The sequence below is a fragment of the Paenibacillus sp. RC67 genome (genome assembly GCF_030020805.1).
GTDB lineage: Bacteria > Bacillota > Bacilli > Paenibacillales > NBRC-103111 > Paenibacillus_S.
The window spans coordinates 3,234,831-3,250,161 of record NZ_CP125098.1 but is presented as its reverse complement, the minus strand read 5'-3'; the positions used below and the strand labels follow the sequence as shown (position 1 = coordinate 3,250,161).

16 protein-coding genes are annotated in these 15,331 nt (G+C 43.4%); 4 read left to right on the top strand and 12 right to left on the bottom strand.

What is annotated here, in order from left to right:
- Positions 1-10: 10 nt before the first annotated feature.
- From QMA13_RS14900 to QMA13_RS14885, 4 genes are all read right to left on the bottom strand, one after another.
- A complete protein-coding gene (locus QMA13_RS14900; protein ID WP_282942320.1) occupies positions 11-1,597 on the bottom strand; it encodes an extracellular solute-binding protein in 1,587 nt (528 codons plus the stop codon).
- A gap of 70 nt (positions 1,598-1,667) precedes the next feature.
- Complete coding sequence (locus QMA13_RS14895; RefSeq protein ID WP_282942318.1) at positions 1,668-2,537, bottom strand: carbohydrate ABC transporter permease; 870 nt, start codon at positions 2,535-2,537, stop codon at positions 1,668-1,670.
- A 12-nt stretch (positions 2,538-2,549) separates the two neighbouring features.
- Positions 2,550-3,497, bottom strand: coding sequence for an ABC transporter permease (locus tag QMA13_RS14890; RefSeq protein WP_282942317.1), 948 nt, complete (start codon positions 3,495-3,497; stop codon positions 2,550-2,552).
- A 332-nt stretch (positions 3,498-3,829) separates the two neighbouring features.
- Positions 3,830-4,102, bottom strand: a complete 273-nt coding sequence (locus QMA13_RS14885; protein WP_282942315.1) for an SRPBCC family protein — start codon at positions 4,100-4,102, stop codon at positions 3,830-3,832.
- Between the two features lie 99 nt (positions 4,103-4,201).
- Between QMA13_RS14885 and QMA13_RS14880 the strand changes: the two genes are divergently transcribed.
- The gene (locus QMA13_RS14880) at positions 4,202-4,372 is read left to right on the top strand and encodes a hypothetical protein (protein WP_282942313.1); all 171 of its coding nucleotides are present in this window, start codon (positions 4,202-4,204) and stop codon (positions 4,370-4,372) included.
- Between the two features lie 5 nt (positions 4,373-4,377).
- Here the strand turns inward: QMA13_RS14880 and QMA13_RS14875 are convergent, their stop codons facing one another.
- Both QMA13_RS14875 and QMA13_RS14870 read right to left on the bottom strand, forming a co-directional pair.
- The gene (locus QMA13_RS14875) at positions 4,378-5,097 is read right to left on the bottom strand and encodes a YebC/PmpR family DNA-binding transcriptional regulator (RefSeq protein WP_282942311.1); all 720 of its coding nucleotides are present in this window, start codon (positions 5,095-5,097) and stop codon (positions 4,378-4,380) included.
- A gap of 162 nt (positions 5,098-5,259) precedes the next feature.
- On the bottom strand, positions 5,260-5,850 hold the full coding sequence (locus QMA13_RS14870; protein WP_282942310.1) for a TetR/AcrR family transcriptional regulator: 591 nt from the start codon (positions 5,848-5,850) through the stop codon (positions 5,260-5,262).
- Between the two features lie 256 nt (positions 5,851-6,106).
- Between QMA13_RS14870 and QMA13_RS14865 the strand changes: the two genes are divergently transcribed.
- Together QMA13_RS14865 and QMA13_RS14860 are read left to right on the top strand one after the other, a co-directional pair.
- On the top strand, positions 6,107-6,874 hold the full coding sequence (locus QMA13_RS14865) for an SDR family NAD(P)-dependent oxidoreductase (protein WP_282942309.1): 768 nt from the start codon (positions 6,107-6,109) through the stop codon (positions 6,872-6,874).
- Between the two features lie 100 nt (positions 6,875-6,974).
- A complete protein-coding gene (locus QMA13_RS14860) occupies positions 6,975-7,094 on the top strand; it encodes an SDR family oxidoreductase (RefSeq protein WP_349254226.1) in 120 nt (39 codons plus the stop codon).
- A gap of 266 nt (positions 7,095-7,360) precedes the next feature.
- Here the strand turns inward: QMA13_RS14860 and QMA13_RS14855 are convergent, their stop codons facing one another.
- The 4 genes from QMA13_RS14855 to QMA13_RS14840 form a co-directional block, all read right to left on the bottom strand.
- Positions 7,361-7,915 (bottom strand): class I SAM-dependent methyltransferase, encoded by a 555-nt coding sequence (locus QMA13_RS14855; protein WP_282942308.1) that lies wholly within the window; start codon positions 7,913-7,915, stop codon positions 7,361-7,363.
- 235 nt (positions 7,916-8,150) lie between these two features.
- Positions 8,151-9,479 carry an ABC transporter substrate-binding protein gene (locus QMA13_RS14850; RefSeq protein ID WP_282942306.1) on the bottom strand — a complete coding sequence of 443 codons (1,329 nt, stop codon included), beginning with the start codon at positions 9,477-9,479 and terminating at the stop codon, positions 8,151-8,153.
- A 282-nt stretch (positions 9,480-9,761) separates the two neighbouring features.
- On the bottom strand, positions 9,762-11,108 hold the full coding sequence (locus QMA13_RS14845; protein WP_282942305.1) for a M23 family metallopeptidase: 1,347 nt from the start codon (positions 11,106-11,108) through the stop codon (positions 9,762-9,764).
- Positions 11,109-11,193: 85 nt separating this feature from the next.
- Positions 11,194-11,763, bottom strand: coding sequence for a histidine phosphatase family protein (locus tag QMA13_RS14840; protein ID WP_282942304.1), 570 nt, complete (start codon positions 11,761-11,763; stop codon positions 11,194-11,196).
- Between the two features lie 488 nt (positions 11,764-12,251).
- On the opposite strand from QMA13_RS14840, the gene QMA13_RS14835 reads away from it, so the two are divergent.
- Positions 12,252-12,995: a YheC/YheD family protein gene (locus QMA13_RS14835; RefSeq protein ID WP_282942303.1), complete on the top strand. Its 744-nt coding sequence runs from the start codon at positions 12,252-12,254 to the stop codon at positions 12,993-12,995.
- A 62-nt stretch (positions 12,996-13,057) separates the two neighbouring features.
- On the opposite strand, the gene QMA13_RS14830 is transcribed toward QMA13_RS14835, so the two are convergent.
- Positions 13,058-14,266 carry a hypothetical protein gene (locus QMA13_RS14830; RefSeq protein WP_282942301.1) on the bottom strand — a complete coding sequence of 403 codons (1,209 nt, stop codon included), beginning with the start codon at positions 14,264-14,266 and terminating at the stop codon, positions 13,058-13,060.
- A gap of 257 nt (positions 14,267-14,523) precedes the next feature.
- A complete protein-coding gene (locus QMA13_RS14825) occupies positions 14,524-15,318 on the bottom strand; it encodes a divergent polysaccharide deacetylase family protein (RefSeq protein WP_282942299.1) in 795 nt (264 codons plus the stop codon).
- Positions 15,319-15,331: the final 13 nt, after the last annotated feature.

Here is a 15,331-nt window from a genome sequence, read left to right as displayed (position 1 = left end):
CTTTGCTTATTTACTTGATTAGGCCTGCTTCTTTAAATTGCTTGATTGTTGTATCCTTATATTTCTGCATGTCAAACTTGGTATCCAAGGTTTTGAGGAAATTATCCCAGTTGGTAAGAGGGTCTTTGCCCGTCATAAATTTGACTAAGCTTTCATTAATGAAACGTGTGCGGTCAGCTGCCAAGGTATCGCTCGGGTCTGCAGTCAATAAATTTCCAGGCAAAGTAAGCCCCACATATTTCTGATTGTTCGTGAAAGCTTCTGCCGTCTTCGGATTCTGGAAGCTGAAGTACTCGGCATCATCGCCACGGCGCGGCATTCTATAATGATCAACCCATAGATACTTTTCTTTCATTTCCTTAGATAACTCAGAGGTTTTGTTTTTGACCTTGCCATCCACGATATCCCAATGAATCCCTTTGATCCCGTATGCGAAATACGGATAGGCTTCCTTGTCCGTAAAGAGATATTCCAGCAAAGATAAGATCCGAATGATTTTGTCCTTATCCGCTTTCTTAGAAATGGCCCATGAATTGCCTTGGAACGATTTTCTCTCTACGATTTGATCGCCGTAAGGCCCTTTCATTGGAGGAATGACGATCCATTCCGGTACTTCTCCGCCAATTTCTTTCATTTTCTGCTGATAATCCGGTTCCAGTCTGCGGGCATCTCTAATCATGAAGCCAACTTTGCCTTTAAATAACTTTTGGTCCAACAAATCGGGCGTATTCATCGTCACCCAGTCGGGGTCTACAACTTTGGCTGCCATCATTTTATTGATGTAAGCTAGCGCTTCCTTCATTTTGGGATCGATAAACAGGAACACCGGTTTATTGTCTTTCACTTCAATGGCTGAGGGAGGATTGACGCCAAACATCCACATTAAGCTATCGAAGCCATAGGTTTGCAAATTGCCTTCTTTATTCATACCGCCTATAAATCCGTACGTATCGTTTTTGCCGTTTCCGTCTGGGTCTTTCTCCGTAAAGGCTTTCATCACTTCGAACAGCTCGTCAGGGGTTGTCGGCACTTTCATATTCAGCTTTTTCAGCCAATCGTTGCGGATGAAGAAGCTTCGACTGATACCGTTTACATTATCATAACCCGGAACTCCAATGGTTTTCCCTTGATAGGACATCGCCTCCCAGGAGTCTTTGCCGAAACGCTTCTGCAATTCAGGAAATTGATCCAGGTACGGAGTCAAATCCGCAAGAACGCCTTGGTCATAATATTGCGCGAGATCGGACCTACTCTTCAAGAAGAGCAAATCTGGAATATCCCCCCCTGCAATGAGCGTATTCAGTTTGGTTGTTGCTTGCCCAGCTTGAGGAATCATCATATCCAAGTCGATATTCATCGCCTTTTCCAACATTTGGCGTTGAATATCTTCATCACGCGGAGGTATTGGAGCGGCAGCATTGAAAGTACCTTGGTTAAACATCGAAATTTTCATTTTGTTCGCAAACTTGTTAGCCTCGGATTGAGGGCTGCTTGAAGCTGTCGGCTTCACTACTTCTTGGTCCCCACATCCTGACAATAGCGTTCCCAGCCCTACGATAGCAGCCAGAACAGTAAATGAAAGCTTTTTACGTTGCATATTGACCTCTCCTTTTGCTTGTATATATATTATCATGGTGTCCCCGTAACAAACTAGGTAGAAATTACCTTTAACCTTTAATCGATCCCATGAGCACACCCTTCGTAAAATGCTTCTGCATAAAAGGATAAACGATCAAAATCGGAACCGTCGTCACGACGACAGCCGCCATTTGCACAGCGAACTTGCTGACCGTCCCGGAATTGGCAATCGAATCAGCGCTTTGTGTTGCGACGTTAAGCAGAATGTTGCGCAAGACTACTTGCAGCGGCATTAGGTTCGAATCATTCAAGTAGACAATCGCATCGAAATAACTGTTCCAATGCCCCACTGCGTAAAATAAGGAAACGGTGGCAAGAACGGGCAAGGACAGAGGTAAAATGATCCGCCATAGCGACTGAAGTTCACTTGCACCGTCAACCCTCGCCGACTCCTCGATTTCAGCAGGCAATTGCTCAAAAAAGCCTTTAATGATCACTAGATTAAAAGCACTAATGAGATGCGGAATAATCAATACCCACGGGCTGTCCAGCAATCCCAGCGAGCGGATTAACAAATAAGTCGGAATTAACCCTCCACCAAACATCATGGTAAACACAATGAAGATTAAAAATGAGCTGCGCCCTGGTAAATATTTTTTTGATAATGGATAAGCTGCTATGATCGTAAAAAACACATTAAGCGCAGTGCCTACAACCGTTCGAAACAACGTAATTTTATACGCCTGCCCTATACCATGAGAAATGAATACTTCTTTATACGCTGCAAAAGTAAAGGATTCTGGTATAATAACAATTCCTCTTCTTAACACTTCCGATTCTGGCGTCACGGAAACAGCAACCACATATAGAAAGGGAAGCAAACAAAGTAGGGATAGCAGAATAAGAATAATATAAACGGCTGTTTGCCCTACTTTTTCCCCGATTGTCAGATTAATCATACGAAAACCACCTCACCAAATTTGACCATCGAATTTTTTCGCAAGCTTGTTTGCAGCCAAAACTAAAATAAATCCGATGACAGCTTTAAACAATCCCACAGCAGTAGCCAAGCCAATCTTAAGACGCTCTAACCCTTCACGGTAAACCCATGTGTCGATAATGTCGATCTTCTCCTGGTTAAAGCTGTTGGCAAACATGAATATTTGGTCAAAGCCAGCGTCCAGAATATGGCTTAATTTAAGAATCAGCATCAGAATAATGACACCTCGAATGCCTGGTAATGTGACATGCCATAGCTGTCTCCATTTGGAAGCGCCATCAATTCGAGCCGCTTCATATAAGCTTGGATCGATTCCAGCTAATGCGGCAAGGTACAATATCGCTCCCCATCCAATATCCTTCCATATTTCAGATAAGATTATCAGCACTCTGCCCCAGGCAGGTTCCGTTAGAAAGGAGATCGGTTGAATACCATTTTCCTTCAAAATCATATTAAAAAGGCCATCTCCTGGGGCTAATAATGCCACCATCAGTCCATAAACAATGACCCATGACAGAAAATGGGGCAAATAAGTGATCGTTTGTACGATTTTCTTAAACCATTGGGTATAAACTTCATTGAGAAGCAAAGCAAGAACGATGGGAGCGGAGAAACCGAACAATAGCTTATACAGCGATATGATAATCGTATTACTCATGATGTCCCAGAAATAAACGCCGTTAATAAAATCTTTAAAATTTTTCAATCCCACCCATGGGCTATCCCATAACCCCAAAGCCAGGTTATAATTTTTAAAAGCAATAATGATTCCCGCCATAGGAATGTATTTGAATACGGCAAAGTAAACTAATGCCGGGAATAAAAGAGCGTACATCACTTTATACTTTTGTATCGTTCTTATCCATGAATTCCGCTTTTGGGGGAGGGGAATGGCGTCCGCTGCCAATTTCGCTTGCATATCATCACCTCGTCTTTATTTATATTTGTATAATAGCATCCCCCTATCGGATAAATTTCTGTAATTTCAAGAATTTCTTATAAGATATTAAGTAAGTGGGGCCTTGGAAAATTCCAATACAATAGGCATGAAAAAAACGGACAGAGTTCCCGTCAACTGAGAAGGCTGCCGATCTATAGAATCGACAGCCTTCTCATGATGTTCATTGAAATATAGTACACGTTTGTTCAATGGCAAGGTTGAGCAATGGTTCTATTCCATCGCTGTGCTCTTTCATTCCGTTAGCAGAATCATAACTTGCGGGAGGCCGTGAAGGCTCTTGCTATCGTGTTCTACTTCTGATCACGAAGGTGCGTCGACAGATTGTCGAGCGTACCAGACCAGCCGTCGTACACATACTGATCGCCGGGGTGACGAGCGAATCCGCGTAGGTGGAAGATCATCTCGGTGCAATCGCCCTGTGCAGTGAGGGTTAGAGTTACGACAGGGGAGTCCTCGATGGGAGCATCGGGGTAACCCCAGGTGAAGACGAGCCGTTCATAAGGAATGACATCCAGGAACACACCTCCGGTGTGATACTCCTGGCCGGTCTCCTTATTGACCATTGTGTAGCGGTAGCATCCGCCTTCGCGGACGTCGAAGGAGATTGACTCCAGGGGTGTCGAAGGTAGTCAGGCGGCAAGTTACTTCTTCTCGGTCCAGGCGTGCCATACGAGCTCGCGGCGGGCATTCAGGAGCAGGTGATGGTGAACTCAGGTGCAGTTGTGGTCATAAAAAAAGCCCGTTCCATCAAGGAACGAGCCTACGACATTTATGTTCAAGCTCAACGACAAATTATGTTCAAACCAGCGAAATTTTTAATTACAACTCACTAAGCGTCCTATTCTTCGAATTCCACGTTATGATACACTTGCTGAACATCTTCCAGATCTTCGAGCGCATCAATCATTTTTTCAAATTGAGCTTGTCCGTCAGCCGGAAGGGTAACGAAATTTTGTGCAAGCATCGTCAATTCAGCAACCGTAAATTCGGTGATACCAACGTTTTTGAATGCTTCTTGCACCGCATGAAACTGATCCGGCTCTGCATAGACAAGAATCGTTTCGTCTTCCTCAATAACATCTCGTACATCTACATCGGCTTCAAGCAATACTTCAATCACTTCATCCAATGTTTTATCAGCCACACCAATAATAGCTGTGGAGTCGAACATATAAGCTACGGAGCCGCTTACTCCCATGTTCCCGCCATTTTTGCTAAAAGCGGCGCGTACGCTGGAAGCGGTACGGTTCACGTTATTGGTCAGGGCATCTACGATAACCATCGAGCCATTAGGACCGAAGCCTTCGTAACGGAGCTCTTCATAAGTTTCTTCCGAGCTCCCTTTAGCCTTGTCTATTGCACGGTCAATGATTGCTTTAGGTACATTGTACGTTTTAGCCCGTTCAAGTACGACCTTCAATGCTCTATTGGATTCCGGATCCGGCTCGCCTTTTCTTGCCGCTACATAAATTTCGAGACCAAACTTTGCATAAATTCGACTCGTATTACCATCTTTCGATGCTTTTTTCTCTTTAATATTATTCCACTTGCGGCCCATACTGTTCCCACTTTCTTATTTTATTCAATAACATTATAACCGATTTTTTTATAGATTTGGACTTGTTTGTTTATTATTCAAAATTTGCAAGCAGCTTTGTCATATTAATTGACATGACAATCTCGCTCTAAACACATTTTGGACATTTATGTACTCAGGGAATTATCTCTTGAACTCAATATAATCCATTCGAGTATTTACCTGCATGAGAAGCTGTTCAGCCATATAAGCCGCGGAATATTTGAAATTCGTTTCAGCCCAGTACATGATGACTCCGACCGTAGCTGACATTCGATAGCTAAGCATGATTTCATAATCAACGGGAGGATCGCTCTGCTCCATTTCAATATGCATATCCTTTCGCATCGACTCCCGCAATAAGTCGTACAGTTCAAGTACTACTCCTCTATTAATCGATAACAGTGCCTGGAATTCCTCCTTACGAGTCTCTATATGCTCAAACAGTTGGAATGCAGAGGGGAATATTTTCGTCGCATCGACCCGCTTCAATCCTTCATAAGGTTCCAGCAGCGTATCTGCCAGCCCTTGCAGAAATTCATCATGGATTGCCTCCAGCAGTTCTTCCTTCCCCATAAAATGATTATAAAAGGTCCCACGGTTATAATCCGCCTGATTGGCGATATCGAGAATCGTTATGGAATCATATCCTTTTTCTACTATCAGTTTAACAAATGCATTCTTGATGGCTTGGCGAGTTCTCTTCCTCCTCCGATCCAACTGATTCTCCGTCATCAGGCTCACCTCCATGGATGTTACTTTTATTATAACCTCTCTCTTCGCTCTTGGAAAATCCTCAACACCGCTCCCCTGAATTGTTCAAAATCTTTGATATCTTGGACACTTCTCGTCCTACCGTTCATTACACGACACGAAGCTCGGGATTGATTATTATCCGAGGGTTGAAATGAGATGTATGCTTATAAGGAAGTCGCAAGTGAATTCATTCAAATTTATTATCAATCTTAATATAAAGGGGAGCGAATCTATTATGAGTCAATCACAAGTGAAAACCGCCGTAATAACTGGTGCAGCTGGCGGTATCGGTAAAGAACTTGCCCGTCGCTTAGCGGAACGCAAACTAAATCTTGTCCTCGTCGATTTGAAGGAAGAAGCGGTAAAGGCTGTCATTCAAGAGCTTGGCTTGAACGCTTCCAACTCGCTTGCTGTAGCCGCTGATGTGTCCAAGGAAGAAGACGTACAGAACTATGTAAACAAAGCGGTTGAGAAATTCGGAACCATTGATTATTTTGCAAACAATGCCGGTATTGAGGGTCCAGCAGGTCTAATCGAAGAGCAAAGCGTCAAAGCCCTTGATCTTGTTTATAACGTTAATGTAAGAGGCGTGTTCCTGGGCTTGCACTATGTTATTCCGGTCATGAAAAAGCAAAAATCCGGCGCCATTCTGAACACATCTTCTCTGGCTGGTCTAATGGGTGCTCCAGGAATGTCACCATATATTATGTCCAAGCACGCTGTAATTGGTCTAACACGTGTTGCAGCTAATGAGCTTGCATCCCTCGGCATTCGGGTTAATGCAGTACTACCAGGGACGATTAATACCCGCATGATGCGTCAAATTGAAGCTAATTCGGGTCATGCCGATGAGTATAAAGCAGCCAATGAAGCGGCAACTCCACTAGGACGTTATGGTGAACCTCAAGAGGTAGCCGCGGTCATGAATTTCCTGCTATCGGAAGAAGCGTCTTTCGTTACCGGCTCTCTATATACGGTTGACGGCGGAATGGTGGGCCAATAATAGGAAAAGGAATTATCACCTACACCGAATCGATCTTCGGCTATATGGCGGCAAAAGACAGCTTCGCCTGTCATGCGGCTAAGGCTGCCGTAGCAAAAAGCTGATACAGCCTGAGCAGATTGCTGACGTTGTCAGGTTCCTTTTCTCAGGTGAAGCTTCGGCAATTAATGGTCAAACCGTTCCGGTTGACGATGGATTCCTGATTTTCAAACGATCCTAATAAATACGTAAAACCGCTGCTTGCAAGGATGTACAGTAATGACTCTACATTCTCAAAAGCAGCGGTTCTATGTTTGATTGTTCATAAAATAGCATTTTGTGCGGTGAGGGCTGCTAACATTTCTGTGCTATTACAAGCTCATGCAAGTAACATTTAACGACTTGTCCGCCAAACTGTGAGTCAATAAGACTGCCGATGCATTCAAAGAGCCGGTCGCGGTCACAATCCTCCATCATCCGATGATCTGAATACGTAGATAACAAATCCTAATATTGCTGTCGGTTATATGCTTCTTCCTTTACATATGTCTTTCTAACTGGTTCCTCAAACCATCCACTCTCTTTCATCTCTGACGTATCTGGCCGAATTTCCTCTATGCGGGGAAGGACGAATTTCTTAGTTGTACCATTCTTGAATTGCTCATAGCACATCTGTACTTGATCAAAAAAAGCCTGATCTCCTCCAGCTACATGATGGTATCGAATAATGGCCAAATATCCTCCAGGTTTAAGCAGCGAAGCAATCTTCTTATAGCGTACGTTAGGATCCAGCCAATGAAATGCCGTTGCTACTAGGACAAGATCATATTGTACCCCGACTGACGGCTCCCATTCTTCAAAAGCACTGACCTGTACATCTACTTTTTCAAACTTGTCCAGCTTATTCTTTGCCACACGAGCCATCTCTCCGCCTAATTCCACTGCGGTTACTCGGCAGCCGCGTTCTGCTAGGTGGAGCGTAGCAATGCCGGTACCGGCGGCAATTTCCAAGACATGAGAATCCGAATGACACCCGCTTAACTGAAACAGCTCTGCGAACAAAGCATCCGGATATCGGTTACGTGCACGATCATAAAGCTCCGCACCTCGTTGAACGTCTTCTTTAACTCTTCAGCCATGCTCATCCTCCCATCATATAACACTCATAATTACTCTCCGATCCAAAAGTCATTATAATATATCACGATGACGATTAATTGGTATATTTTATCTATAAATAAAAAAGCCCCAAACAGCAGGGCTCTTTATTTGGCAGCGTTTACAGCAATTTCGTTGATTACTTAGTATCAAGCTTTATTTTGGATTGAACCAAATTATTCATCTGTTCATCCGCAACACGAAGGGCTGTGTTAACATCTGCTTCCTTCTTCAATACACTTTCATATGCATCAATAATAATTTTATTCGTATCGCTTCCTGTATATACAGGTGGTTTGTTAACCGAAGGCTTAAGCTTCGGAATGCTGCTCAGATTATACGTTTTACCTGCAAATTCCGGAATCCCTTTGCCGAATTCTTTTTTCACAGTTTCGCTTGAGAGAACGGACATCTTCCCGTTTTTCGCAAGATTCAGCTGTACCTCATCGGAAAGCAAGGTTTCAATGACGAGGAAGGCTGCATCCTTATTTTTACTGCTGGACGTAATGGAGAAATTCGGAGTGTCTACGCCCGTACTATAGCCCATCTTGTCTTTATGCTGAGGGTAGGTTACGACATCCCAGTTCACTTCTGGAGCTTTGCGAAGTGCATTTAACGTACTGCTGTAACCCGTTATCATTGCTAACTCGCCCTTAAGAAAAGCTGTCTGATTATTTCCGAAATTGATCGTATTATAAGGTTCGTCTGCATTTCCCGGATAATTATAAATATTGTTCCACAAATCAAATGCCTTCTTCCACGGCTCCGTAGTCAAAATCGATTTATTGTCTTTGTCCATTTGGTAAAGGTTGATCTGGGCTGTCATACGAGCAACACCATCGGGGAAAAAGCCGCGATATTGGATACCATCAAAATTTCTTGTTATTTTCTTACCTAAATCTCCGACCTCTTCCCAAGTCATTCCATCCTTCGGGTAAGGCACGGCAAACTTGTCAAACAACGTTTTGTTATAAAACAAGGCGAATGCGTTATTGTATGCAGGCAATCCACCCAAGAAATCGCTTCGTCCATTCACTTTAATATAGTCCAAGAACTCTGGAATAAAACGGTTCAGGTCGAGGTTGTACTTCTTGATGAGAGGGTCCATGTTGTACAGGAGGTTCAAATCTTTAAGCTGAGGAAGCGTGCTGCCGTATCCCATGACGATGTCAGGAATATCGCCCGCCGTAATGAGCTCGTTCAAGCCGAAGCCTTTATCCGACGTATTAATGTACTGCACGGTAATGTTGGGGTATTTTTTGGCTAGCGGGTCCATTATGTAGAGCTTTAGTTCCTCATCCGTGAAAAGCCCCCTGCTTCCTGCAAGCTTAATTGTAACAGGATCCGTGCTGATCTTCGGTGGGGCGGTGCTATCATCGGCTTTCGTCCCTCCACTAGAACATCCGGATAAAAGAAGAATAGTAGATGCTAGAACGATGCCTGATCTTTTCCATACATCGAAACTCATATTTTCAGACCTCCCTGACTAATATAAATACACTTCTTAGGTACTATTCTACACATCAACAAGTAGCCCAACTATGGATAAACCCCATATCTATATGGAGAAATGAAGGCAAATAAAACGCTTTCATATTTTTGGGGCATAATAAGAAATTGTGACTTGATTAACACGCAAGCAACTAAATAATCTTTCAACCTATACAACTATATTCCTGCTCCATGTGCAAATAAAAAAGCAAGCTATCCTTTATCAGATGCCCGCTTTTGTTTGGTGTTAAATGATTACCTACTTTTTGTCCTTCTCAAGCCAAGCAAAGGGTGTTGTGTCAAAAAACAGGTTAGGATTAACTGGCACGTTATGCGTCCAAAATGTAAAGTGCAAATGCGGTCCAGTGGAAAAACCCGTCGTACCAACAAGGCCTATAATATCTCCTCGCTTCACTTGGTCTCCGGTTTTCACACGCAATTCCGACATATGAGCATATTGGGAAAACAATCCCATCCCGTGATCTATGTAGATAGAATTACCGGTCAAATACAAACTGTCCGCTAGCGCCACAATCCCGTCATTGGTCGCTTTAATAGGCGTCCCCTGTTTCGCTGCAAGATCAAGAGCCAGATGAGATCCGCTTAGCTTACCGTTAACATATCGAGTGTGGCCATATGGAGTTGTTAAGATCCCTTCAACAGGCTTAAGAAATGAAGAATGAAATAAAAATTCAGGCTGGGATTGGCTTCGCGCCGCGTCGATCTTCGCCTGATCTGCATCGATCCTCTTCGTGTCCTGCCTCATACTATCTAACTGTTCAGAAACTTGAAGATATTGTTTGGGGAAGTTTTGGGCTACGACTTTCAATGTCTTATCGCCGATCGGATAATCTCCAGGCTTTGTCGTAGTCCCTATAGGTAAGTAGGTAAAGTAACCGGCACCAAACGGTTGTAGCGTATAGGTTTTCCCCTGCCATTCTATCTTGTCCGGTTTATTATGCCGTATAAGCACTACATCGCCTTGGATTACAGTATTTGGGATTAAAAGCCAATCAGATTGTAAAGCAAGCTTAGCACGTTCAGGAGATGAGTAAAATTGAGATTCCTCTTGCCTTCGCTGGATTAGGAGCTTTTCTGCCTTCAAAGCTTCTTTGACTGGGCCAACAACCTCCGACTGCCAGGTAGCTCCTCCATCTGTTGTCATAAGGAGCTTGCTCCCCGCCTCCCCCTTATCGTTAACAAGAGCCCACCCTACATGGTCCGTCATAAACTGTATTTGTTTAATTGAGTATTCTTGAGATTTGTAATTAAGTGTAGACAAGGTCTTTGGTTCTTGCAGGAAGCTGAATGCTTCGTCTGCCTGTATGGTTGATTGCACATTAGATGGCTGTACTTCTGTCGAAACCCATGACTCCCCGCCATTAGAAGTCTCCATACTGTGATCCTCATATCGAACCCATCCGTGATCTAAATCGGTCATGGCAAACTCCATAGCCTCTTTATATTTAGGTGCCTCTGGTTGTGGCTGACTTACTGTTTTTTGCAGTAGAGAAAGAGTGAAGGGTTGCCCGCTCCATGATGAATAGACTACCACTCCTGCAGCTGAAGCAACAAACAAGCTTAGAACCAGCAGTCTTGACTTCAATTTCTTCGATTTATGAGTATCAGCACGACTTTTATTATGATTCAAAGCCCTTACCCCGCTTCTATTACGATGAATTCAGTTTGTCTTATGGCCATATCCGCTCGACTTGCTCCAACTTGTCTCCATCAAACGTACATTTATAAATATCGGGCTTGGAAGTTTGTTCCCAAAATTCAAAGCCGTACTTCTTGTCGTAATAATTCATAATGATGGTCATGATATTACCATGAGTTCCAATCACTATGTTATTCCCTTGGTGCTCTGCCAGCAGCTTCTTGATGACAGGTATGGATCTTTCCTGCACCTGCCTTGTGGATTCTCCGCCTTCCAAAGCATAGTCTGCATCATGAAAAGATTCGCGTATAGCTTCATATAATACGTCCCAAGAACCTTTATAGTCTAAGCCCTTTATCGGCCGCTCGTTTAACTCCTCATATTCAACAATAGGCAATTGCTTGTGTTCGGCTATATGTTGGACCGTCTGCTTCGCCCTAGTGTAAGCACTGGACGCAATATAATCAACATCTATTTCAGAGAATATAGCTGCAATACGTTTAGCTGCTGCAAAGCCCTCCTCCGACAACCCGCGAGTTCTCTCTTTACCAAACTCGAACGGCGATTCCGCATGCCGTACCATATAAATGTTCGTTTTCATAACTAACCTCCTTATGATATCGCATTTAAGTTCTTTTCTCCGTTTACAAGCTCTTCGTTTTATTCCTTGAACTATTCTATTTACAACATGGTTTCTCCTGCAATTCCTTCCTGATTATAGAATGCCATAAAAAATTGTCCTGCCTACTGATTGTCTCAGTAAAAAGCAGGACAATTGGAGTTACCGCATCGAAACACCTTAAAAACAGCTGATTTGCAAGCTGGATTCATTATCAATTAATCTGCCTTAGGAATTCATATGATCCGCGGATCCGTAAATTGATCGTATTCATCCCGGCTCGCGTTCGATGAACGCGCTTTCATATTCTTCCGCTCCGTTTTTTATTTCTATCTTATCATCTTACTGCAGGTTGTCTAGTGCTGTTGCTGCTCTAGCTTCAAGCCATTTGCGGAAACCATCTATAGCCTGTTACGTGAATGATCCTGTAAGCATATAGTACAACAGCGAATAACTAGGAGGCCGATAGAATGGGATATCGAAGTAAGGTGAAATTTAAATTTGGGAAGCTTGGCAAATATTATTTTATGAAAAAATATAGCTCTATCCGGTCCTATTTACCAGATACAAGACTCGCGACAAAGGCTAACATCAGCTCCATGCTGCAAAAGTATGGCACTATTTTCTTGAAGCCTGATGAAGGTGCCTCCGGACAAGGAATTTTCAAACTAACAAAAGTGGGAAATAAGTATACTTTGCGCAGCGGAACAGTTACAAAGCATTACCATTCTCTCGATGCAGCCTATAATCCCCATCACAAATGGTTTACCAGATATAAGTACGTGGCACAGAAAGGAATTCAACTGCTTAAGCATAATGAACGTCCTTTTGATTTAAGAGTTATGGTTCAAAAGAATAAAAACAAAGAGTTTGATGTCACAGGAATTATTGGCCGCTTAGCCAAACGCGGTAAAATTGTAACTAATTTTCACAGTGGAGGTACGCCTTTGCCTGTAGAAGCGCTCCTCTCCACCCATATGTCGGGTGATGAGCAAGCCGCTTATATCCAAGACATGGAGCGCATAGGCAAAGAAGCAAGTATAGTGCTAGGCCATAGCTATCGCAGCAATAAAGCATTCGGAGTGGATATCGCCATCGATAACAAAATGAATCCATGGATCCTTGAAGTGAATACGAGACCGGACACGAAAATTTTTAAGACCTTAAAGGATAAATCCATGTATAGAAGAATCATGCAATATACAAAGTATTAATATCAGCCAAACAGCCCATCGTCGTTTTTTGAGCGGTGGGCTTTCTGCTGCCAAGAGCAACCTTATCGTGGAGCGCGCTTCTTACTTTTTCCTTTTTTATTCGTCTTTGTTTCTGTTTTTTTATTGTCATTCAACCGAATATCCGTCATCTGCCAAGCTGATTGAGGCGTGTCTCGGCTGAATGAGAAGCCTAGGATTCTGCCTTGCTTTTGGAGCCCTTTCTTTTGCATGGTTACTGTTAATCGAACCTCAGCTTTCAAAGCATCAGGAGTAGTTTCGTTATGGGGGATGCTTCTTTTTTGGGATGGCTGTTCCTTATGCACTTGAATCGAGACCAAGTCCTTCATCTCTTGAAGCGCGAAATCCCGTTTGTCTTTACTTAATCCTTCCGAGGCCAAACCAATGATTTCCGTATCCTGATGATCCAAGCCCTCGATGAAGCTTTCGGCTACTATCCGCGGCGAAGCAGAAGTCATAAAGGAACGAAGCTCACCGGCGGATTTATGGATCATTAATTGGTGAGCCAGATCAGGATGATCGGATCGATGCGTCGTACTATCAAGAAAATGAACGCAAAAATGCCCTGAAAAATCATTATCCGGAATTCCATCGCCTCCATGCGGCATTCCATTCATGGATGCGGCAACCCAATCGTTACCAGAATGGACCCAAATCGCTTTACGCTTCCAGCTCCAACCGCTGTCATAAATTTGTTTCATGATGGCCGTATCTTGCTTAGTGACCGGCTGCACATCCGCATGGGCGCTCCCCGCCCTTCGTTGAACCTGAAACGTAAGCCCGGTATCCATATCCGTGATAGAGAATATACTCTTCCTAGGGAAAATATGCTGAGCATCTTTCCAAGAGTGCATCTTGCCATAGTGCTTCCCTCTCAATAACATAGCATACTTTTGTAAGGCTTCTGCTCCTTTACCCGGCAGAACAAATCGTTTTGCCCGATCTTCATCCCACAATGTTCCGGATGCCTCCAAACGAAAATGCCGCTCCGGGTTCGTCCGCAAAATGATATACATATCCGTAAGAGCGGAAGCTGCCGCGCTATCTTCATAACGTCCTTTTTTAAAAGCATGAACAACCTCATTGCTATTGATGTCCATTCTGCTCTCAACTTCCGAATTCGGTACAGCACGAACAATGATGCTGACAACGGGTTTCGAGGAGTCCTTGGCGAAAGATGCCATGGAATGACGGCCTAATAGCATGGATGCCATAACAACGAGAAGTAAAGTCGTAATGTAACGTTTAAACAAATAAATTCCCCCGTCCATTGTGCCTAAAAAATACTGTATCTATATAGTTTTCAACAAATGGCTATCATATGTATTCCATGCGAACCTTTCCACGACTACCTTCATGAACAATCGATACAGAACAGCTTTCTTAAGTGGAATGACGGATTAGAGTGATGCATAAGATATAGTGAGGACCTCCTCCTTGCAGTCAACGGGAACAGTCAAAAACAGACCATCAACTGAACTTCAGTTGGTGGTCTGTTTTTGCTCATTTATTAATTGATTTGTGGTGGAGATGCGTTGGGTTTAAGCAGTCTGGACACGGTAACAAATTCGGCATCCTCTTGCATCTCCGCTATGGAATCTTTCAACACGGAGGCTGTGTTCTTCCCCGGGCGGCCTACATGACCAATGGCAATACATTGATCCTGATGCTTCAGAAAATCACGAATGGCTTTCATCTGTTTTGTAATATGAGATTTGCTGGAGCGGTCATCGAGGAAAAGTTTATTTTCCAATACAGGTACTCCAACCTGCTTGCCGACATCGGCGACGACACTCCAATAATTGGTTTTGCTATCGAGAAAGAACAGCCCTTTCTCCTTGCAAACTTGTAAAACAATATTCATCACGCGTCGATCGGCTGTTGCTTTTGAACCCATATGATTATTAATCCCTACAGCGTGAGGTACGTCATCAATGGCTTCACGGACTCTTTTACGAATTTCATCCTCAGACATTCTCGTCGTGATAACGCCTGGTCCTAAAGCCTCATTGTTAGCCTTTAGCGGCTCCATCGGCAAATGAACAATAACGTCATGACCGACTTGATGAGCCCGTTCCGCGTCGCCTTTAGTCGATGGGAGAAAAGGCATAACTGCAACCGTTAGCGGGATCGGCATATGGATGATCTCCTCGGTTCCACTCATTTCGTTGCCCAAATCATCAATGACAATGGCTATTTGTTTCTTCGTAATCACGGATTCCGGCTCCTCTAGAGCATAGGCGCCCAATTCCGTTATACTGAATAGCAGTATCATACTTATCAAACCAATTCTAATCAGTCTCATCCATAACCTCCTC

Bases quoted from the DNA above. Each gene is read 5' to 3' on its own strand.
- QMA13_RS14900 (WP_282942320.1), bottom strand. From the start codon at position 1,597: ATGCAACGTAAAAAGCTTTCATTTACTGTTCTGGCTGCTATCGTAGGG.
- QMA13_RS14895 (WP_282942318.1), bottom strand. From the start codon at position 2,537: ATGATTAATCTGACAATCGGGGAAAAAGTAGGGCAAACAGCCGTTTAT.
- QMA13_RS14890 (WP_282942317.1), bottom strand. From the start codon at position 3,497: ATGCAAGCGAAATTGGCAGCGGACGCCATTCCCCTCCCCCAAAAGCGG.
- QMA13_RS14885 (WP_282942315.1), bottom strand. From the start codon at position 4,102: ATGGTCAATAAGGAGACCGGCCAGGAGTATCACACCGGAGGTGTGTTC.
- QMA13_RS14875 (WP_282942311.1), bottom strand. From the start codon at position 5,097: ATGGGCCGCAAGTGGAATAATATTAAAGAGAAAAAAGCATCGAAAGAT.
- QMA13_RS14870 (WP_282942310.1), bottom strand. From the start codon at position 5,850: ATGACGGAGAATCAGTTGGATCGGAGGAGGAAGAGAACTCGCCAAGCC.
- QMA13_RS14865 (WP_282942309.1), top strand. From the start codon at position 6,107: ATGAGTCAATCACAAGTGAAAACCGCCGTAATAACTGGTGCAGCTGGC.
- QMA13_RS14850 (WP_282942306.1), bottom strand. From the start codon at position 9,479: ATGAGTTTCGATGTATGGAAAAGATCAGGCATCGTTCTAGCATCTACT.
- QMA13_RS14840 (WP_282942304.1), bottom strand. From the start codon at position 11,763: ATGAAAACGAACATTTATATGGTACGGCATGCGGAATCGCCGTTCGAG.
- QMA13_RS14835 (WP_282942303.1), top strand. From the start codon at position 12,252: ATGGGATATCGAAGTAAGGTGAAATTTAAATTTGGGAAGCTTGGCAAA.
- QMA13_RS14825 (WP_282942299.1), bottom strand. From the start codon at position 15,318: ATGAGACTGATTAGAATTGGTTTGATAAGTATGATACTGCTATTCAGT.